The 20,305-nt window shown below is 66.5% G+C and carries 20 protein-coding genes; 12 read left to right on the top strand and 8 right to left on the bottom strand.

What is annotated here, in order from left to right:
- Positions 1 to 253: 253 nt before the first annotated feature.
- Complete coding sequence (locus tag ASE70_RS11950; RefSeq protein ID WP_235519871.1) at positions 254 to 1,153, bottom strand: DUF481 domain-containing protein; 900 nt, start codon at positions 1,151 to 1,153, stop codon at positions 254 to 256.
- Positions 1,154 to 1,214: 61 nt separating this feature from the next.
- Positions 1,215 to 1,694, bottom strand: a complete 480-nt coding sequence (locus ASE70_RS11955; RefSeq protein ID WP_056400769.1) for an RNA pyrophosphohydrolase — start codon at positions 1,692 to 1,694, stop codon at positions 1,215 to 1,217.
- A gap of 62 nt (positions 1,695 to 1,756) precedes the next feature.
- On the opposite strand from ASE70_RS11955, the gene ASE70_RS11960 reads away from it, so the two are divergent.
- Together ASE70_RS11960 and ASE70_RS11965 are read left to right on the top strand one after the other, a co-directional pair.
- A complete protein-coding gene (locus tag ASE70_RS11960) occupies positions 1,757 to 2,665 on the top strand; it encodes a histone deacetylase family protein (protein WP_056505085.1) in 909 nt (302 codons plus the stop codon).
- Between the two features lie 10 nt (positions 2,666 to 2,675).
- The gene (locus ASE70_RS11965; protein ID WP_056505087.1) at positions 2,676 to 4,040 is read left to right on the top strand and encodes a cryptochrome/photolyase family protein; all 1,365 of its coding nucleotides are present in this window, start codon (positions 2,676 to 2,678) and stop codon (positions 4,038 to 4,040) included.
- A 20-nt stretch (positions 4,041 to 4,060) separates the two neighbouring features.
- Here ASE70_RS11965 and ASE70_RS11970 read toward each other — a convergent pair whose 3' ends face one another.
- On the bottom strand, positions 4,061 to 4,531 hold the full coding sequence (locus ASE70_RS11970; protein WP_056505090.1) for a hypothetical protein: 471 nt from the start codon (positions 4,529 to 4,531) through the stop codon (positions 4,061 to 4,063).
- Entirely contained in the window at positions 4,528 to 4,887 is a 360-nt protein-coding gene (gene hisI / locus ASE70_RS11975) for a phosphoribosyl-AMP cyclohydrolase (protein WP_056505092.1), read from the bottom strand. The genes ASE70_RS11970 and hisI overlap by 4 nt, the downstream gene beginning before the upstream one ends.
- Positions 4,888 to 5,003: 116 nt before the next feature.
- On the opposite strand from hisI, the gene purF reads away from it, so the two are divergent.
- From purF to ASE70_RS11990, 3 genes are all read left to right on the top strand, one after another.
- On the top strand, positions 5,004 to 6,464 hold the full coding sequence (gene purF, locus ASE70_RS11980; protein WP_055999474.1) for an amidophosphoribosyltransferase: 1,461 nt from the start codon (positions 5,004 to 5,006) through the stop codon (positions 6,462 to 6,464).
- Positions 6,461 to 7,168, top strand: a complete 708-nt coding sequence (locus ASE70_RS11985) for an SDR family NAD(P)-dependent oxidoreductase (RefSeq protein WP_056505095.1) — start codon at positions 6,461 to 6,463, stop codon at positions 7,166 to 7,168. Before purF ends, ASE70_RS11985 begins: the two co-directional genes overlap by 4 nt.
- Positions 7,169 to 7,409: 241 nt before the next feature.
- Positions 7,410 to 7,790 carry a hypothetical protein gene (locus ASE70_RS11990; RefSeq protein ID WP_200909529.1) on the top strand — a complete coding sequence of 127 codons (381 nt, stop codon included), beginning with the start codon at positions 7,410 to 7,412 and terminating at the stop codon, positions 7,788 to 7,790.
- 401 nt (positions 7,791 to 8,191) lie between these two features.
- Here the strand turns inward: ASE70_RS11990 and ASE70_RS11995 are convergent, their stop codons facing one another.
- The 4 genes from ASE70_RS11995 to ASE70_RS12010 form a co-directional block, all read right to left on the bottom strand.
- Complete coding sequence (locus ASE70_RS11995; protein ID WP_056505098.1) at positions 8,192 to 8,884, bottom strand: 2OG-Fe(II) oxygenase; 693 nt, start codon at positions 8,882 to 8,884, stop codon at positions 8,192 to 8,194.
- A 46-nt stretch (positions 8,885 to 8,930) separates the two neighbouring features.
- Positions 8,931 to 9,347 (bottom strand): methylmalonyl-CoA epimerase, encoded by a 417-nt coding sequence (gene mce, locus ASE70_RS12000; protein ID WP_056505101.1) that lies wholly within the window; start codon positions 9,345 to 9,347, stop codon positions 8,931 to 8,933.
- Between the two features lie 138 nt (positions 9,348 to 9,485).
- Entirely contained in the window at positions 9,486 to 11,012 is a 1,527-nt protein-coding gene (locus ASE70_RS12005) for an acyl-CoA carboxylase subunit beta (RefSeq protein ID WP_056505103.1), read from the bottom strand.
- A 75-nt stretch (positions 11,013 to 11,087) separates the two neighbouring features.
- Positions 11,088 to 11,885 carry a DODA-type extradiol aromatic ring-opening family dioxygenase gene (locus ASE70_RS12010; RefSeq protein ID WP_056505123.1) on the bottom strand — a complete coding sequence of 266 codons (798 nt, stop codon included), beginning with the start codon at positions 11,883 to 11,885 and terminating at the stop codon, positions 11,088 to 11,090.
- Between the two features lie 114 nt (positions 11,886 to 11,999).
- Here ASE70_RS12010 and ASE70_RS12015 point away from each other — a divergent pair, with 114 nt between their 5' ends.
- From ASE70_RS12015 to ASE70_RS12045, 7 genes are all read left to right on the top strand, one after another.
- Positions 12,000 to 12,542: a (2Fe-2S)-binding protein gene (locus tag ASE70_RS12015; protein WP_056505126.1), complete on the top strand. Its 543-nt coding sequence runs from the start codon at positions 12,000 to 12,002 to the stop codon at positions 12,540 to 12,542.
- Between the two features lie 110 nt (positions 12,543 to 12,652).
- Complete coding sequence (locus ASE70_RS12020) at positions 12,653 to 13,657, top strand: RcnB family protein (RefSeq protein ID WP_056505106.1); 1,005 nt, start codon at positions 12,653 to 12,655, stop codon at positions 13,655 to 13,657.
- A gap of 100 nt (positions 13,658 to 13,757) precedes the next feature.
- Positions 13,758 to 14,534, top strand: coding sequence for an enoyl-CoA hydratase-related protein (locus tag ASE70_RS12025; protein ID WP_056400729.1), 777 nt, complete (start codon positions 13,758 to 13,760; stop codon positions 14,532 to 14,534).
- A 48-nt stretch (positions 14,535 to 14,582) separates the two neighbouring features.
- The gene (scpA, locus tag ASE70_RS12030; RefSeq protein WP_056505108.1) at positions 14,583 to 16,712 is read left to right on the top strand and encodes a methylmalonyl-CoA mutase; all 2,130 of its coding nucleotides are present in this window, start codon (positions 14,583 to 14,585) and stop codon (positions 16,710 to 16,712) included.
- A gap of 5 nt (positions 16,713 to 16,717) precedes the next feature.
- Positions 16,718 to 17,824, top strand: a complete 1,107-nt coding sequence (bioB, locus tag ASE70_RS12035; RefSeq protein WP_082451001.1) for a biotin synthase BioB — start codon at positions 16,718 to 16,720, stop codon at positions 17,822 to 17,824.
- Positions 17,815 to 18,192: a lysozyme inhibitor LprI family protein gene (locus ASE70_RS12040; RefSeq protein WP_056505111.1), complete on the top strand. Its 378-nt coding sequence runs from the start codon at positions 17,815 to 17,817 to the stop codon at positions 18,190 to 18,192. Before bioB ends, ASE70_RS12040 begins: the two co-directional genes overlap by 10 nt.
- Before the next feature lie 38 nt (positions 18,193 to 18,230).
- Positions 18,231 to 20,294 (top strand): acetyl-CoA carboxylase biotin carboxylase subunit, encoded by a 2,064-nt coding sequence (locus tag ASE70_RS12045; protein WP_056505133.1) that lies wholly within the window; start codon positions 18,231 to 18,233, stop codon positions 20,292 to 20,294.
- Positions 20,295 to 20,305 lie beyond the last annotated feature (11 nt).

Below are 20,305 nucleotides of genomic sequence, written 5' to 3' on the forward strand. Positions count from 1 at the left end.
AACCAAACGCGCCTCCAAGACCCAACAGATGCTCGAGATCACCCTCGACATCTTCCTCGCCAGAAAACGTCTACAGAGTCCGACGTGAACACTCCCGCGCAGGCGGGGGTCCAGGGTTCCAGGCGCAAGCCGTTGTTATGCTTGGCTCTGGACCCCCACCTGCGCGGGGGTACGGCGAGTTTTTGGCGAAGCTTGCGGCTTTCGCAGAGGTCGTGATCAACGCCGGGGGAACGGCCATTCCGGCGACAAAGCCTCAGAACGCATAGACCAGCGAAGCCCGCCCGGTCGTATCGGCATTCACGCGCCCGACCGGCGGGCGGCTTTCATACTGGATATTGTACGATAGCCGCGCCGAGAGCGGACCCAGCAGCTTGGCATCGACCGCGGTCAGGCTGGTGACCGTGCTGTTCGCCGCCTGCACATAGGCGGACGTATCCTGCCGCAGCGTGAGCGCGGGCGTCATTCGCCAGTCGAAATCGACCGACCCACGCGCCGCCAGATTGCGCTCGACATCGCCGGTCGTGAACGAGGTATGCCGAAATGCCGGACCGAGTTCGAGGTCGAGCGTCACCGGTCCGCGCGCGACGACGGTATAGCCCGCGCCGGTCGACGCCGAATAGCGATCGTAATAGCCGAAGAACTTGTCCGACTCATATTGCGCTGCGCCATAGATATACAGGCGGTCGTCCACCTTGTAGTTGGGTTCGAACGCGCCGAGATAATGTTCGCGCGTCGGAATGCCGTTATTTTCCTGATAATCGGCCTGTAACTTCAGCTTGTGCCGCCAGCGATAGCCCTCGCGCGACAGGTCGAGCACGGCGGTGACGCCCAGACTGTCGGAATTGCCGCTGTTGATCCAGCCGCCGACTTCCGCCCGCCCCTTGACCAGCGCGCCGAACGACGCGGTGCGCAGCCGCTTCTCGGTCTTCTCGGTGCGTTCGAACGTATAATGCGATGCCAGATCGGCGATCTTCTGCGAATGTTTCGGCGCGGCCTTGCGCGCATAGCGGACGATCGTCGCGACGTCATTGTCGTTGCCCGATGCCATCGCCTCTTCCAGCATCGTCCGGATCTCGATCGGCAGATCGGGTTCCGGCGGCGGTTCCGCGAAATACAGGCCGAGCGGCAGGAGGAGCGCGGGATTGGGCATCATCCCCCGCTATAGCCGATCGCCTGTCGGCGGGCTGAACCATTCACCCCGACTTTCGCGCGCTTCACCGATGCAGGTGATCGGCAAACGCCGCCAGCACCTGTTCGTACAGCGTCTTCTTGAACGGCACGATCATCGTCGGCAGGTCGGCCGGCTCGGCCCAGCGCCATGCGCGGAATTCGGGTTCGGGCGTGGCGATGTCGATATCGGCATCGTCGCCCTCGAACGCGAACAGGAACCAGCGTTGCCGCTGCCCGCGCCATTTCCCTTTCCAGATCCTGCCGATCATGTCGTCGGGCAGGTCGTAGAGGAATTCGCCCGGCGCTTCAGCGATCAGCCGGACCTTGTCGGGCAGGACCCCGGTTTCCTCGCGCAGTTCGCGGACCGCCGCGTCGACCGGTTCCTCGCCCTCGTCGATCCCGCCCTGCGGCATCTGCCACGCCTCCAGCGTCGAATCGAGCCGCTGGCCGACGAACACCCGACCGTCGCGGTTCAACAGCATGACGCCGGCGCAGGGGCGATAGGGGAGGGTGGTCTTGTCCATCGCCGCTTCCTATCGGCACCGTGCCGCTTTTGCGAGGACCAACGGCATCTTATCTCTGTCGCGTGATTCCCGTCGTCCATCATCCGCATTATGTCGCCGAAAGCCCGCCGGGCAGCCGCTATCGCTGGGGCAAGAACGGCCTCGTCCGCGATCTCCTGCGCGACCGGGGATCGGCGATCGACTGGCACGAACCCGAACCGATGCCGCGTCGGTGGATCGAGGCGGTGCACGACGACGATTACGTCGCCGAGGTGATCGAGGCGCGCGTGCCGCCGGCCAAGGAACGCCGCATCGGCTTTGCGGTCACCCCACCGATGGCATTGCGCGCGGTCGCGGTGCCCGGCGGGACCTATCACGCCGCGCGCGTGGCGATGGAGCGCGGCTATGCGGCCAATACCGCCGGCGGCAGCCACCACGCGCTCGCCGATACCGGGGCGGGCTATTGCGTGTTCAACGACCTCGCCATCGCCGCGAACCGGCTGGTCGACGAAGGCACCTGCGCCAAGGTGCTGGTGATCGACGTCGATGTGCATCAGGGCGACGGCACCGCCTCGCTGCTCGCCGGACGCACCGGCCTCGCGACCTATTCGATCCATGCCGAAAAGAATTTTCCGGCGCGCAAGGCCCGCTCGACGCTCGATGTCGGCCTGCCCGACGGGGTCGGCGACGACGAATATCTGGCGACTTTAGCGGCGACGCTGGTTCCGCTGCTCGACAGCTTCGCGCCGTCGTTGCTGCTGTATCAGGCCGGGGTCGACCCGTTCGCCGACGACCGGCTGGGGCGGCTGTCGCTGACCCAGGCGGGGCTGAACGAACGCGACCGCTGGATCGGGCACCTGGCGCGGGAACGCGGCCTGCCGATCGCGAGCGCACTCGGCGGCGGCTATGGCGACCTGCTCGAAGTCGCGCATCGTCACGTCGCGTCGATCGTCGCCGTGGCGCAGGGAACCGGGATCGTCGCGCAGGCGTAACGCCTGTCGCATGACCGAACCCGTCCTTCTCTGGCTCCGCCAGGACCTCCGCCTGCGCGACCAGCCCGCGCTAGTCGCCGCCATCGACGCCGGCGCAGTCATCCCGGTCTATATCCTCGACGACAAGTCGCCTGGCGACTGGGCGATCGGCGGTGCGCAGCGCTGGTGGCTGCATCACAGCCTGACCGCGCTGGACGAATCGCTGAAAGCGAAGGGCTCGCGCCTGATCCTGCGCCGGGGCGAGGCCGTCGCCGAACTGCGCAAGCTGATGGAGGAAACCGGCGCGACCCACATCCATGCCATGCGCCATTACGAACCATGGTGGGTGAAGGCGCAGGAGGCGCTGGGCGACGATCTGACGCTGCACGACGGCAATCATCTCCGCCCGCCCGAAAGCGTCCGCACCGGTTCTGGTGGCATGTTCAAAATCTATTCGTCCTTCTGGAAGGCGCTGAACCAGATGCTGCCCCCGGAAGAGCCGGTGGCGATGCCGCGTACCATCCCCGCGCCCGCCAAATTGCCGAAGTCCGACAAGCTCGCCGACTGGGACCTGCTGCCGACCAAACCCGATTGGTCGACCGCCTTCGCCAAGGCATGGCAGCCGGGCGAGGACGGGGCGGCAAAGGCGCTCAAATCCTTCGCCACCCGCCTTGACGACTATGACGAGGCGCGCAACCTGCCCTCGATCGACGGTAGCTCGAACCTGTCGCCGCACCTGCACCACGGCGAAATCTCGCCGCGACAGGTCTGGGCGGCGCTCGACGGGCAGGGCGACAGCCTGACGACCTATCGCAAGGAACTGGCGTGGCGCGATTTCGCCAGCGGCGTCATCCTGTCGATGCCCGACTATGCCGACGCCAATGGCCGCCCGCGCTACGACAAGCTGACATGGCGCAGCGGCGCGGCGGCGACCCGCGACCTGAAGGCTTGGCAGCAAGGGCGCACCGGCTATCCGATCGTCGATGCCGGAATGCGGCAGTTGTGGCAGATCGGCTGGATGCACAATCGCGTGCGGATGATCGCCGCGTCCTTCGTCATCAAGCATCTGCTGATCGACTGGCGCGAAGGCGAACGCTGGTATTGGAATTGTCTGGTCGATGCCGATTTCGGCAACAACGCCGTCAACTGGCAATGGGTCGCGGGCACCGGTGTCGATTCGAACATGTTCGGGCGGATCATGGCCCCGCTGACCCAGTCCGAGAAATTCGACGCCGCCGACTATATCCGCCGCTGGGTCCCCGAACTGGCCCATCTGTCGGACGCGGCGATCCACGACCCCGACGCCGCCGGATGCCGGCCAAAGGACTATCCCCCAAAGATCATCGAGCATCGCGAGGCCCGCGAACGGGCGTTGGCGGCGGCAAGCGGCGTCTGACGTCGATCAGGCCGGCGAACTCAAGACCCGCACAACTGCCGCCCCTTCGGATCGCGCAGCGCCGCCGCCTCCGACCCGCTGTCGCTCAACCGGTCGACCGCGAACCCGGCCAGCGACGCGCGCTGCGTACACAGCCGCCTGCAGCCATCGGGCAGCTTGCCGGGCAGCCGGATACGGCCGCCGTCATAGGCCGCCTCGAACGTGCAGCCATTGCCCAGATCGGCGCGCAACGTCTCGCCCTCGTGCGAATAGCGCCCATGCCCACTGCATCCGATGTCGTCGCCATAATCGACGAACATCCCGATGCGGCTGCCGGCGATGCAAAGCCGGTCCCCCTCGCGCGCATATAGCCCGACGGGAGTAGCCGCCGCCGGATCGCGCACCACGCCGCGCGCGATCGCCGCCTGTTCCAGCGTCGCTTCGTCGCGATCGGGTGCCGCCCCCGGCGAACATCCCGCCAGCACCAGCGCCGCCGCCAGCCACCGCCTCACGTCGCCGGTACCAGCCGATCGCCCTCGATCCGCCGGAAAAAACAGCTGTCCGCCCCGGTATGGCACGCCGGCCCCGCCGGTTCGCACCGCAGCCACACCGCGTCCTGATCGCAGTCGATTCGTGCCTCGACCACCCGCAGCACATTGCCCGAAGTCTCACCCTTCTTCCAAAGCCGCCCGCGACTCCGCGACCAGAAGGTCGCTTCGCCCGTCGCCAGCGTCAGGCGAAACGCTTCGTCGTTCATGAACGCGACCATCAACGGTTCGCCGCTGGCGGCGTCGACGGCGATGGCGGTCAACAGCCCATCGACATCGAATTTCGGGTTCAGCACCAGTCCGGTATCGCGATTTTCCATCGCAGCAACTCCTATCGCCGATCGCGGTTCCTCGGCAATCGACGATCAAAGGGCGACAAACCGATTTCGCCTGCCTATATGGCAGCCGCGTGACACGCTTATCCCCGGAAGGGCCTATGTTCACCACCCATCCATTCGACGACGACAAGCTGCGTGAAGAATGCGGCATCTTCGGTGTATCCGGCGCGGACGGCGCTGCGGCGCTCGTGGCGCTCGGCCTCCATGCGCTCCAGCACCGCGGTCAGGAAGCGGCCGGCATCTGCAGCTGGGATGGGGCGATGTTCCATACCCAACGGGCACAGGGCCATGTCGCGGGCAATTTCGACCGACCCGAAATCATCGAATCGCTGCCCGGCGCGACCGCCTGCGGCCATGTCCGCTATTCGACAACCGGCGAAACGTCGAACCGCAACATTCAGCCGCTCTATGCCGAACTGGCGTCGGGCGGGTTCGCGGTGGCGCATAACGGCAATCTTTCGAATGCCATGCGGCTGCGCAAGGATCTGGTCCGCACCGGATCGATCTTCCAGTCGACCAGCGACACCGAAGTCATCATCCATCTGGTCGCCACGTCCAACTACCGGACGCTGCTCGACCGGTTCATCGACGCGCTGAAGCAGGTCGAAGGTGCCTATTCGCTGATCTGCATGACGCCCGAGGGGATGATCGCCTGCCGCGATCCGCTCGGCATCCGGCCGCTGGTGATGGGGCGTCTGGGCGACGGTGCCTATATCTTCGCCTCCGAAACCGTCGCGCTCGACGTGGTCGGCGCGGAATTCGTGCGTGAGGTCGAACCGGGCGAGCTGGTCATCGTCAAGAATGGCGAGCTGCGGTCGATCCGTCCGTTCGCGCCGCTGTCGCCGCGCCCGTGCATCTTCGAATGGGTCTATTTCTCGCGCCCCGATTCGATTTCCGAAGACCGCTCGATCTATTCGGTGCGCAAGGCGATCGGTGCCGAACTGGCACAGGAAAATTCGGTCGATGCCGATCTGGTCATCCCGGTCCCCGATTCGGGCGTTCCCGCCGCGATCGGCTATGCCCAGGCGTCGGGTATCCCGTTCGAACTGGGCATCATCCGCTCGCACTATGTCGGCCGCACCTTCATCCAGCCGGGCGACAAGGTCCGGCATCTCGGCGTGAAGCTGAAGCACAACGCCAACCGCAAGCTGATCGAGGGCAAGCGGATCATCCTGGTCGACGATTCGATCGTGCGCGGCACCACCTCGCTCAAGATCGTGCAGATGATGCGCGATGCCGGCGCGGCGGAAGTGCATATGCGCATCGCGTCGCCGCCGACCCGGCACAGCTGCTTCTACGGAGTCGACACTCCCGAACGCGCGAAGTTGCTGGCGGCTAAGTATGACCTGGGCGGCATGACCGACTATATTCAGGCCGACAGCCTCGCCTTCATCTCGATCGACGGTCTGTACCGTGCGCTCGGCGAGGCCAACCGGACCTCGGTCCGGCCGAAATATTGCGATGCCTGCTTCACCGGCGACTATCCGACGCCGCTGACCGATCAGGATGAGACCAGCTCGGTCGATCAGTTCGCGGTTCTGGCCGAACGGGTCGGATGAGCGATCGTCTGAAGGGGCAGTTGGCCCTCGTCACCGGGGCCAGCCGCGGAATCGGTGCCGCGACCGCGATCGCGCTGGCGGCGGAGGGTGCGCACATCATCCTGACCGCGCGGACCACCGGCGGGCTGGAGGAGGTCGAGGACGCGATCTATGCGGCGGGTGGATCGGCGACGATCGCGCCGATCGACCTCTATGATCGCACCGCCATCCCGCAACTGGTGTCGGCGATCGCCGAACGCTGGCGGGCGCTCGACATGCTGGTGCTCAACGCCGGCGCGCTTGGTACGCTGGGGCCGGTGCCGTCGTTCAATCTGAAAGAGTTCGACAAGGTGATGATGCTCAACGTCACCGCCAATGCCGCGCTGATCGCCGCCTTCTCGCCGATGCTGCGGCTGGCGCGGTCGGGCAGGGTGGTCGGCGTCACCTCGTCGGTCGGGGCCGCACCGCGTGCCTATTGGGGCATGTACGGCGCGTCGAAGGCGGCGTTCGACAACATCATCGCCAGCTACGGTCTGGAAATGGCGAACATCTCGCCGGTCCGTACCGCGATCGTCGATCCCGGCGCGACCCGGACGAAAATGCGCGAGCGCGCCTATCCCGGCGAGGATCCGCAGAGCGTCAAGCCGCCCGAACGGGTCGCCGATGCGATCGTCAAGCTGATGACCGACGGCTTCGACAGCGGCACCCGCATCCGCGTCGATTGAGAACGGCGCGACCCGCTTGCCGCACATAGCTCCCCTCCCTGGAAGGGAAAGGTTGGGGGTGGGTCGGCCGGCGAGGGAACGCCACGCCCGCCTGTTCCGGATCGAAGGCGCAGTACGGTGCCGTTCGCGCAGTGTTCCCCACCCCAGCAAAAACAAATAGTTGTTCTTTGCCGGGCCCCGATCCGGCCTCGCTCGTTGTCCGGCGGCTGCGCATGCAGCTTGCCCTTCGAGGAGCCTGACCATGGCCGTTAAATTCGCCGGAACGATGAACGCGATCAATCGCGGACTGGACGATACGAAGCCCGCCAAGGGTGCGACGATGATCGAGGATTGGGAAGCCGCGTTGGCCGATGCCGACGTGTCGGGAGCGAAAGGCATCCTGCGCGACCTTGCCTCGCTGCGCAAGCAACTGGAAAAGGACGCGCCCGACAGCGACCGGGTCCACGACCTGCTCCACCGTCTGGGTGCCGCGACGACCAAGATCGCCGAAAAGGCGGACAAGTCGCAGGACAAGCTGCGCGCACTCGGCGAAGCGTTGAGCGAAGCGGGCGAGGAATCGCCCGACGAAGCCGAAGACACCGAAGCCGCCGCCGCCCCGAAGCGGGCGCGCAAGAAGGCGTGATGCAGGGGCGGCGGGTCGTTTTTGGCCCGCCGCCCTTTACCCTTTCCTACCGTGTCCAGCCGGGGCTATCGTCCGGCGACGGGCTTCATGCCCTTAAGCTCTTTCTCAACCGAACCATCGCTTCGGCAAATCGAGACTGCGCGCTAACCAGTATTGATCCGAACCTCGCCGTACCCCCGCGAAGGCGGGGGTCCAGGGTCCCACGCACTGGCCGGTGTTCGGCTTGGCTCTGGGCCCCCGCCTGCGCGGGGGTACGGCGAGAGGGAGATCGAGCACAAGACTTGCGCGACGGTTTCGTACTGCTGCGGTACGATGAACGGATCAGCCCGGTACTCGCACCAGTGCCAAAACGACTGCGTGAAAACAACGCCGCAAGTGTGACCTTTGTGACCTTTGGCCGCTCAAGGCTGAACGGTCGGCGTCCATGGCCGCTCGCGAAACCACTTGGTGACGATATATTTGGTCCCCTCGACCACCGCCATGCCTTCGTGCAGCGTCGACAGGTTCGGGCTGCCATCGGGGTTCATGTTGTTCCACGCGACCAGCATGCCCGGCCGCGGATTGAAGCGGACCCCGGCGACCGGGAACCATGTCGCGCCGCCCTGTTCGACCTCGTTCAGATAGACCATCGCCGTCCACGTCCGCTGCCCGCCCTGCACTGCCATCGGTGCCCAATAATGTTCGTTCTCGTTGAAATAGTCGGCATGCGCCCGGAATTGCTGGCCCGGCGCATAACGCTGCCCCTGCATCGTCTCGCCATATTCGGGCGGAATGCCCAGCAGGTGGGCGATTCGTTCATCGATCGGTTGCAGGTCCGGATGCCAGCGATCGAGATCGCAACTGTCGGACGTGCGGAAGTTCGGGTCGTTGCTGCTGGTCAGCAACGTCGACTTGCGCCGCCCGGCATCGATCGTCGCCATCAGTAGGTCGCATTCGTCCTCCGACAGGAAATCGGGGAGCGCGAACAGCACCGCCGCATCGGTCTTCGCGCGGCGGATGCCGGGGATCGCGGCCAGCGTCGTCTCGACGCTGCGGCCCCATTCGGCACGGACGGGGGAGGGGCTACCGGCGGCTTTGCGGATCGGCGTGTTCATGGCCGTCGTTCAACCAGATAGGGCGAAACGTGTCGAGGGGGACCGGTCAGTGGTCCGCCGGCGTCTCCATCAGCTCGATCAGCACCCCGCCCATGTCGCGCGGATGGACGAACACGATGGGCGCCCCATGCGCCCCGATCCGTGGGCTGCCCAGTACCCGCGCGCCCTTGGCGGTCAGGTCGGCGATCGCGGCATGGATGTCGGGCACCTCGAAGCACAGATGATGCTGCCCGCCCGCCGGGTTCTTGGCGAGGAACCCCGCGATCGGCGAGCTCGTGTCATACGGCTCGATCAGCTCGATCTGGGTGTTCGGCGCATCGATGAAGCACACCTTCACCCCTTGCGCCGGCAGATCGAACGGCTCGCCGATCGCCCCGGCACCCAGCAGGTCACGATACATGGCGATCGACGTTTCGATCGAAGGCGTAGCGACCCCGACATGGTTCAGACGGCCGAGGCTCACACCAAATCCTCCCCGGTACGGGGAGGGGGACCATCCGCAGGATGGTGGAGGGGGTGCTCCTGTCCCACAACGGTCTGATTATGGGGCACGCCCCCTCCACCAGCTACGCTGGTCCCCCTCCCCGTGCCGGGGAGGACGTTACAGCGGGATATTGTCATGCTTCTTCCACGGGTTTTCGAGTTTCTTGTTCCGCAGCTTGCGCAAGCCCAACGCCACCCGCCGCCGCGTGGAATGCGGCAGGATCACCTCGTCGATGAACCCCTTGCTGGCGGCGACGAACGGGTTGGCGAAGCGCGCCTCATATTCCGCCGTGCGTGCCGCGACCTCCTCCGGGTCCTTCGACCGGAAGATGATCTCGACCGCGCCCTTCGCGCCCATCACCGCGATCTCGGCGGTCGGCCACGCATAGTTCAGGTCGCCGCGCAGATGCTTCGACGCCATCACGTCATATGCCCCACCATAGGCTTTGCGGGTGATGACCGTGATCTTGGGCACCGTCGCCTCGGCATAGGCGAAAAGCAGCTTCGCGCCATGCTTGATGATCCCCGAATGCTCCTGCCCTACGCCCGGCAGGAACCCCGGCACGTCGACGAAGGTCACGATCGGGATATCGAACGCGTCGCAGAAGCGCACGAACCGCGCCGCCTTCTTCGATGAATTGATATCGAGACACCCGGCCAGCACCATCGGCTGGTTGGCGACGATGCCGACGGTGCGCCCCTCGATCCGACCAAAGCCGATAATGATGTTCGCCGCATGCCCCGGTTGCAGTTCGAAGAAAGCGCCGTCGTCGAGCGTCCGCACGATCAGCTCGTGCATGTCATAGGGCTGGTTGGCGCTCGGCGGGATCAGCGTGTCGAGGCTGTCCTCCTGCCGGTCCCACGGATCGTCGCTCGGCCGTGTCGGCACGCCGCTGCGGTTGTTGGCGGGCAGAAAGTCGACGAAGTCGCGCGCCGCCAGCAGCGCCTCGATATCGTTCTCGAACGCGCAATCGGCGACCGACGACTTGGTCGTGTGCGTGATCGCGCCGCCCAGTTCCTCCTGCGTCACGACCTCGTTGGTGACCGTCTTGACCACGTCCGGCCCGGTCACGAACATGTAGCTCGAATCTTTCACCATGAAGATGAAGTCGGTCATCGCGGGCGAATAGACCGCACCGCCCGCGCACGGCCCCATGATGAGCGACAGCTGCGGCACCACGCCCGACGCCAGCACGTTGCGCTGGAACACCTCGGCATAGCCGCCGAGCGACGCCACGCCCTCCTGAATGCGGGCCCCGCCCGAATCGTTGAGGCCGATGACCGGCGCGCCGACCTTCATCGCCATATCTATGATCTTGCAGATCTTCTGCGCATGGCGTTCGGACAGCGACCCGCCGAACACGGTGAAGTCCTGGCTGAAGACATAGACCAGCCGGCCGTTGACCGTCCCCGATCCGGTGACCACCCCGTCGCCGGGAACCACCTGATCGGGCATGCCGAAATCAACGCAGTTATGTTCGACATACATGTCGAGTTCCTCGAACGACCCATGGTCGAGGAACACGTCCAGCCGTTCGCGCGCGGTCAGCTTGCCCTTGGCATGTTGCGCGGCGACCCGCTTTTCACCGCCGCCGGCACGCGCCGCCGCGCGCCGTTTTTCCAACGCTTCGAGTGCTTCGAGCATCGTCTCTCCTTGGCCCCTTGATGGACGTTTCCACCCTTGTGCCAGCAGGACGCGGCAAAGCGCAACATTCTTGCGTCACCCGAACCGATAGCCCGAAACGACCCAGCCCATCACCGTGTCGCGATAGTCGCAGACGGCCGGATCATCGCCGCCGGCTCCCAGCGCGACCATCAGCGGCAGCAGATGCTCCGCCTCCGGGTGCGCAAAGCGGGCATGGGGCAGGGCTTCCCAATCGGCCACCCGCGCCGCACGCCGCGCCGGATCGGCATCGGTCACCGCCGCGCTCAGCGCCCGGTCCCATTCGTCGGCCACCGGCGTGACCGATGGCCCCCGCGCCCGCAAATTATGGAAGCTCATTCCCGATCCGACGATCAGCACCCCTTCGTCACGCAACGGCACGAGTGCCCGGCCCATCGCGATATGCGCCGCCGGATCGAGCGACCGGTCGAGCGACAATTGCACCAGCGGAATGTCGGCATCGGGCACCGCGACCATCATCGGGATGAACACACCGTGATCCCATCCGCGCCCAGCCTCCTCCGCCGTGGCGAAGCCCGCAGCCTGCAACAGCCCCGCCGCCCGCCGCGCCACGTCGGGCGCACCGGCAGCATCCCAGCGCAGGCGATAGGTATGTTCGGGAAAGCCGTAATAATCGAACAGCAATGCCGGCCGTTCGCCGACATGCACGGTGGGCACCGGTGCCTCCCAATGTCCCGAAATCATCAGGATCGCGCGCGGCCGTTCGGGCAGCGACGCGATCATTCCGGCCAGATAGGCCTGCATCGGCCGCCACATCGGGTCGGGCGCTTCGCCGGGGTTCAGGAAGAAGCAGGGGCCACCGCCATGCGGCACGAACAAGGATGGTAAGGTCATGGGAAGAAAGATCGCGTCGCACCGATCGACCGACAAGATCGCGGGCGGAAACGACCCGTTTCCCGAACCATGGGGTTGGCGCGGTCGCGCGATCCTCCCTACAAGGCCGACGCCATGACCCGGTTCACCGTCAACAACCTGCCGCAGGAATATCGGCTCGACCCCGAAACGCCGTTGCTCTGGGCACTGCGCGACGTGTCGAACCTGACCGGGACCAAATATGGCTGCGGCACCGGCCATTGCGGGGCGTGTACCGTCGATATCGACGGGCGCGCGGTAAAGTCGTGCCAGGTGACGATCGGCAGTATCGAGGGCACGTTCGTGACCACGATCGAAGGGTTGGCGCGCGACCGCAGCCACCCCGTACAGGCCGCGTTCCTCGCCGCACAGGTCGTGCAATGCGGCTTCTGCATCCCCGGCTTCGTCATGGCGACCGCCGCGCTGCTGCGCGCGAACCGCGATCCCGACGAAGCGACGATCGTGGCCGCACTGACCAATCTATGCCGTTGCGGCATATATCCCCGGCTGGTCGATGCGGTGCGACAGGCGGCCGCCGCCGCGCGCGGCGACGCAACCCTCGCACCCCCGCCGCGCCCCGGCATCGACCCGGCCGAGGCAGCGCGCGAAACGCCGGCCCTGACCCCGCCCAAACCATAGGCGGCTATTCTTTCATTCGGCTGTCATCGCCGTTCAGCCACGGTTGATCGCATCCGTCGTATGCCGGCATCATCGAAGCCGGCGACATCCGGCGGTGGAGGGAAGCCGAGATGAAAAGCCGTTTCCTGCTGGCGTTGCTGAGCGTGACCGCACTGGTTCCGAGCGCCGCGATGGCACAGCCCGAGCGCGAGGGGCGGGGGCCCCGCATGCGCGAGCGGATCGAACGTGGACCGGGCGGCGAGACGCCGCAGGCACGCGCCGAGTTCCGCAACGACATCCGGGTCGAGGCACCGGCTCCGCGTCCTGAACAGCGCTCCGAACAACGTCGCGAATCGCCCCGGTCCGAACCGCGCGGCGACCGGCCCGATCGCGCTGCCGGTTTCGAACGGCGCGATCCGCCACGCGATGCGCAGAGCCAGATCGATCGCGACGCGCTGCGCGGTCAATGGCAGCGCAACCAACGCGAACAGCGCGAGGATCGCGGCTGGCAGCGTGGGCCGCAGCCGGGCGAACCCGATCGCGGCTGGCAGCGTCCCGCCCAACCCAACACGCCCGACCGCTTCGAACGGCGCGACCCGCCGCGCGATGCGCAGGGACAGATCGACCGCGAGGCGCTGCGCCGCGACTGGCCGCGTCGCGACGGGCGCGGTACGCTGGACCGCGATCGCCGCGAACAGTGGCAGCGCGAACAACTCCGGCGCGATCAATGGAACGGCGACGGCTGGGCGCAGCGCGACCGCGACTGGAACCGCAACGGCTGGGACCGCGGCAATTGGGAACGCGACCGGTGGGATAACAACGGCCAATGGGATCGCGGCTGGCGGCGCGACGACCGCTATGACTGGAACCGTTACCGTGATCGCAACCGCAGCCTGTACCGCCTGCCGCGCTATTATGCGCCGCAGGGCTGGGGCTATGGCTATCGCCGCTTCGGCGTCGGCGTCCGGCTGAATTCCTTCCTGTTCGGATCGAACTACTGGATCAACGATCCGTTCTACTATCGCCTGCCGGAGACGTGGGGACCGTATCGCTGGGTCCGCTATTACAACGACGCGATGCTGGTCGACATCCGTACGGGACAGGTGGTCGACGTCGAATACGACATCTTCTGGTAAGCGGCGCGCGGCGGGGTGATCCCCCGCCGCGGTTCGTTTGCGCTGGCAATCGCCGCAGCCTTTCCGCAAACCGTATCAAAAGATACGGGAGAGCGATTCGATGGCAGGCGATATCCGGGTGGTACGCGACGGCGACGTGTTGCGGATCACGCTCGACCGGCCCGACCGGCTGAATGCCGCGCCGCCGGCGATGTTCGATGCGATCCGGGGTGCTCTGGCGGACCTCGACGGCGCGAGGGCGGTGCTGCTGACCGGCGAGGGCCGCGCCTTCTGTTCGGGCGCGGACGTGGCGGCGGTGCAGGCGGCGGGGGACGGTCCCGCCGCGACCCACCATGCGCTGACCCATCACTACAACCCGTGTCTGCAGGCGATCGCCGATCTGCCGGTCCCCATCGTCAGCGCCGTGCGCGGTGCGGCGGCGGGCATCGGGTGCAGCCTCGCACTCGCCGCCGATTTCTGCGTCGCGGCCGACGACGCCTATTTCCTGCAAGCCTTCGTCAATATCGGCCTCGTTCCCGATGGCGGGGCGAGCTGGATGCTGCCCCGGCTGATCGGGCGGGCGCGGGCGGCGCGGATGATGCTGCTGGGCGAACGCGTCGCCGCCGCGACCGCGCTCGACTGGGGCATGATCCATGCGGTGGTCGATGGCGCGATGCTCGACGATGAAGCCATGGCGCTCGCCCGGCGGCTGGCGGCGGGGCCGACGGTCGCGCTCGGCCTGACCCGGCGCAATCTCGCCTACGCGCTCGACCATGACTATCCGGCGGCAATGGTTCGCGAGGCGGAGGCACAGCGCAGCGCCGCCGCCAGCGCCGATGCGCGCGAAGGCACCGCCGCCTTCCTCACCAAACGCTCCCCCCGGTTCGAAGGCCGCTGACATGACCCACCTCGACTTGTCCCCCCACCGGGCGCTAGGGACGTACGAATGACCGGCCCGACGATCGATGACTGGCAGAAGCTCGCCGCGCGTGAGGTGAAGGACGCCGATCTCACCTGGCACACGCCGGAGGGGATTGCGGTCAAGCCGCTCTACACCGCTGCCGATGCCCCCGATCCCGGCCTGCCCGGTTTCGCGCCGTTCACCCGCGGGGTGAAGGCGTCGATGTATGCCGGCCGTCCGTGGACCATCCGCCAATATGCCGGGTTCTCGACCGCCGAGGAATCGAACGCCTTCTACCGCCGCAATCTGGCGGCGGGGCAGAAGGGGCTGTCGGTCGCCTTCGACCTCGCCACGCATCGTGGCTATGACAGCGACCATCCGCGCGTGGCGGGTGATGTGGGGAAGGCCGGGGTCGCAATCGACACTATCGACGACATGAAGATCCTGTTCGACGGCATCCCATTGGACACCATGTCGGTCAGCATGACGATGAACGGCGCGGTGCTGCCCTGTCTCGCCTTCTACATCGTCGCGGCGGAGGAACAGGGCGTCGGCCCCGAAAAGCTGTCGGGCACGATCCAGAACGACATCCTCAAGGAGTTCATGGTCCGCAACACGTATATCTATCCGCCCGAGCCATCGATGCGGATCGTGTCGGACATCATCGCCTACACCGCCGAACAAATGCCGCGCTTCAACAGCATCTCGATCAGCGGCTATCATATGCACGAAGCCGGCGCGACGGCGGTGCAGGAACTGGCGTTCACGCTGGCCGACGGCATGGCCTATGTCCGCGCGGCGATCGAGCGCGGGCTGGATATCGATGCGTTCGCCGGGCGGCTGTCCTTCTTCTTCGGCATCGGCATGAACTTCTTCATGGAGATCGCCAAGCTGCGCGCCGCGCGCATGCTGTGGAGCCGGATCATCGCCGACCTCGGCGGTTCGCCCCGCAGCCAGACGCTGCGCACCCATTGCCAGACCAGCGGCGTCTCGCTGACCGAGCAGGACCCGTACAACAACGTTATCCGCACCACGATCGAGGCGATGGCCGCCACCTTCGGCGGGACCCAGTCGCTGCACACCAACTCGCTCGACGAAGCCGTTGCCCTCCCCACCGACTTCTCCGCCCGCATCGCCCGCAATACGCAGCTGATTTTGCAGGAAGAGACCGGCATGACCCATGTCGTCGATCCGCTCGGCGGCAGCTATTATGTCGAGGCGCTGACCAGCGAACTCGCCGCAAAGGCATGGGCGCTGATCGAGGAGGTCGAGGCGGCGGGCGGCATGATCGATGCCGTCAACAAGGGCCTGCCCAAGGAGCATATCGAACGCGCCGCCGCCGCCCGGCAGGCCCGTGTCGACCGGGCCGAGGATGTCATCGTCGGCGTCAACAAATACCGGCTGGCCGAAGAGACGCCGATCGACATCCTCTCGATCGACAATGCCAAGGTTCGCGCCGACCAGATCCGCCGGATCGAGCATGTCCGCGCGAACCGCGACGAAGCCGCGACGCAGGCGGCGCTGTCGGCGTTGCGAGAGGGTGCAAAGGGCGACGCAAACCTGCTGGCGCTGTGCGTCGCCGCCGCCCGCGCCCGGGCGACGCTCGGCGAAATGTCGGCGGCGATGGAGGTCGCCTTCGGTCGCCACGCGGTGTCGGTCACCCCGGTCAAGGGGATCTATGGCCCCGCGCATGCCGATGACGAAGGTTGGGCACGCGCGGGCGAGGGCGTCTTGGCCGTCGAACGGCGGCTGGGCCGCAAACCCCGCATGCTGGTCGCCAAGATGGGGCAGGACGGGCATGATCGCGGCGCGAACGTCGTTGCCAGCGCCTTTGCCGATCTGGGGTTCGACATCGTCTCCGGCCCGCTGTTCCAGACGCCACAGGAAACCGCGCAACTGGCGATCGGCGAGGGGGTCGATATCGTCGGTGCCTCCAGCCTCGCCGCCGGTCACAAAACGCTGATCCCCGAGCTGATCGCGCAACTGGCCGATGCCGGTCGCGCCGACATCCGGGTCATTGCCGGCGGGGTCATCCCGCCACAGGATTATGCGCTGCTCCGCGACGCCGGGGTGGCGGCGATTTTCGGACCGGGCACCAATCTGGTCCATGCAGCGGCGGAGGTGCTGAAATTGCTCGGCCATAACCTCCCGCCGGTCGGAGAAACTGTCGAATGAACGTGATGACTGCTTCGGTTGCCCCCATCGATGGACGTACCCCCGCACAGGCGGGGGCCCAAGGTAACGAGCGTGACGCCATTGGCTCTGGGGCCCCGCCTGCGCGGGGGCACGCCGAAGGCGTTCGGCGTGACTGGACCCGCACCGAAATCGCCGACCTGTTCGACCTGCCGTTCGACGAACTGATGTTCCGCGCGCAGACCGTCCACCGCGCCCACCATGCCGTCGGGCAGGTCCAGCTCTGCACGCTGCTGTCGATCAAGACCGGCGGCTGTCCCGAGGATTGCGGCTATTGCTCGCAATCGGCCAGCGCCGATACGCAGCTAAAGGCCGAAAAGCTGATGGACGTCGACGCCGTCCTCGCCAGCGCGGCGCAGGCCAAGGCGGCGGGATCGCAGCGTTTCTGCATGGGCGCGGCATGGCGCAACCCCAAGGACCGCGACATGGACCGGATCGTGGCGATGGTCGAGGGCGTGGCCGCGATGGGCATGGAAGCCTGCATGACGCTCGGCATGCTGACCCCGGATCAAGCGCAGCGGCTGGGACAGGCGGGTCTCGATTATTACAACCACAATATCGACACCTCGCCGGAAAACTACGCCAACGTCATCACGACGCGCAGCTTCGGCGACCGGCTCGACACGCTGGAACATGTTCGCGAAGCCGGGATCAACGTCTGCTGCGGCGGCATCGTCGGCATGGGCGAGACCCGCGCTGACCGGGTCGGTTTCGTCCACGCGCTCGCCACGCTGCCCCGCCATCCCGAAAGCGTGCCGGTCAACGCGCTGGTCCCGGTCAAGGGCACGGTGCTCGGCAACATGCTGGCCGATACGCCGCTCGCGAAACTCGACGACATCGAATTCGTCCGCACCGTCGCCGTCGCGCGCATCACCATGCCGCTGAGCATGGTCCGCCTGTCGGCGGGGCGCGAGAGCATGTCGGATACGACGCAGGCGCTGTGCTTCATGGCTGGTGCCAACTCGATCTTCACCGGTGACCGCTTGCTGACCGCGGGCAACGCCGGCGACGATGCCGACGCCGCGCTGCTGGCGAAGCTGGGCATGACGCCGATGGTGGTGGAGGAACCGATGCGGAAATCCTCATGCTGCTGACCCTGTTGCTCGCGGCGGCCACCGCGCAGGGCGACTGCGCCAGCGCCACGACGCAGGTCGACATGAACCGCTGCGCACAGGCGGCGTGGCAACGCGCCGACGCGGCGATGACCCGCGAATGGCAGGCGAGCTATGCGGCGATGAAGGCGAGGGACGCGGCGGACACCTCGCGTGGCGGCGGCTTCGGCTATGCGGCGGCGGCACTCGCCAGCCAGCGGGCATGGCTGAAGTTCCGCGATACGCAGTGCGTCCTCGAAGCGGGACGCTATGCCGGCGGGTCGATGCAGCCGCTGGCGCGCGCCAACTGCCTCGAACGACTGACGAAGGAACGGGCGCAGCAATTGCGCGATCTGCGCCGCAAGAGTTGATGCTGACCCCGAACACACGGGGCGGACAGGAGAGCGATTTGTTCAAGAAGATTCTGGTCGCCAATCGCGGGGAAATTGCCTGCCGCGTCATGCGCACCGCCAGGCGGATGGAGATAGCGACCGTCGCGGTCTATTCCGATGCCGACGCCCGCGCCCCGCACGTCCTGATGGCCGACGAAAGCGTGCGGCTGGGGCCGGCACCCGCCGCGCAAAGCTATCTCGTGCCCGAACTGATCCTTGCCGCGGCAAAGGCAACCGGCGCGGACTGCATCCATCCCGGCTACGGATTCCTGTCGGAGCGTGAAAGTTTCGCACGCGCCTGCGCCGATGCCGGCATCGCCTTCGTCGGGCCGCCGCCGAATGCGATCGCCGCGATGGGCGACAAGATCGAATCGAAAAAACTGGCACAGGTCGCCGGCGTCAACGTCGTGCCCGGCTATCTGGGTGAGATCGCCGATACCGAGGAAGCGGTGCGCATCGCCGGCGACATCGGCTATCCGGTGATGATGAAGGCGTCGGCCGGCGGCGGTGGCAAGGGGATGCGCCTCGCATGGAGCGAACAGGACGTCCGCGAGGGCTTCGAAGCGACCAAGCGCGAAGGGCTGGCCAGCTTCGGCGACGACCGCGTCTTCATCGAAAAGTTCATCGAAAGTCCGCGCCATATCGAGATTCAGGTGCTGGGCGACCAGCACGGCAACATCGTCTATCTCGGCGAGCGCGAATGTTCGATCCAGCGCCGCCACCAGAAGGTCGTCGAGGAAGCGCCATCACCCTTCGTCACGCCCGCGATGCGCAAGGCGATGGGCGAACAGGCCGTCGCACTGGCCCGCGCGGTCGGCTATTATTCGGCGGGCACCGTCGAACTGATCGTCTCGGGCGCGGACGTGACGGGGGAGAGCTTCTACTTCCTCGAAATGAACACCCGGTTGCAGGTCGAACACCCGGTGACCGAAGAGATCACCGGCCTCGATCTGGTCGAACAGATGCTGCGCGTCGCGGCCGGCGAACCGCTGGCGTTCACCCAGGACGAGGTGAAGCTGACCGGCTGGGCGATCGAAAACCGGGTCTATGCCGAAGACCCCTATCGCGGCTTCCTGCCGAGCACTGGCCGCCTGACCCGCTACAATCCTCCCCGGAACGGGAAGGGGGACCATGCGAAGCATGGTGGAGGGGGGGCTCCACGAACGACGTCGCTCGATACCGCGCTACCCCGCACCCGCGTCGACGACGGCGTCGTCGAGGGCGGCGAGGTCAGCATGTTCTACGACCCGATGATCGCCAAGCTCGTCACTTGGGCACCCACGCGCGAAGCGGCGATCGACGCGCAGGTCGCGGCGCTCGACCGGTTCGAACTGGCCGGGGTCGGCAACAACATCGACTTCCTCTCGGCGATCATGCAGCATCCGCGTTTCCGCGAAGGGGCGCTGACCACCGGCTTCATCGCCGAGGAATATCCCGAGGGCTTTCACGGCGCGCCCGCCGATGAAACGCTGCTGCGGCGGCTGGCCGCGATCGCGGTCGTTGCCGATCTCGAACAGTCGCACCGCGCCGGCTCGATCGACGGGCAACTCGGCACGCCCGCCGCGGCGTCGACCGAGCGTGTCGTTACGATCGGCGACCGCCGGTACGCAATCCGCGTCGACGGCTACGACGGCGGCATGCTCGTCCATATCGATGACGCCGCGCCGCTCGATGTCGTGACGCACTGGCGTCCGTCGCAGCGAGTCGCGACCGCGCGCATCGATGGCAAGGAATGGACCGTCCGCATCGCCCCGACGATCGGCGGCTGGAAATTGACCGCCCGTGGAGGCAGCCACGTCGTCCGCGTGCTGCCCCCGCATGTCGCGGCGCTGACCCACCACATGCTCGAAAAGGTCCCGCCCGACCTCTCGCGGTTCCTGCTGTGCCCGATGCCGGGCCTGCTGACCCGGGTCGAGGTGGCCGAGGGGCAGCGCGTCGAGGCGGGGCAGCCGCTGGCGGTGGTCGAGGCGATGAAGATGGAAAACATCCTGCGCGCCGAACGCGCCGGCACCGTCGCCCGCATCGCCCATGCCCCCGGTGACAGCCTGACGGTCGATGCGGTCATCATGGAGTTCGAATAACGGAACGTTTT

The sequence above is a fragment of the Sphingomonas sp. Leaf22 genome (assembly GCF_001421715.1).
Taxonomy (GTDB): domain Bacteria; phylum Pseudomonadota; class Alphaproteobacteria; order Sphingomonadales; family Sphingomonadaceae; genus Sphingomonas.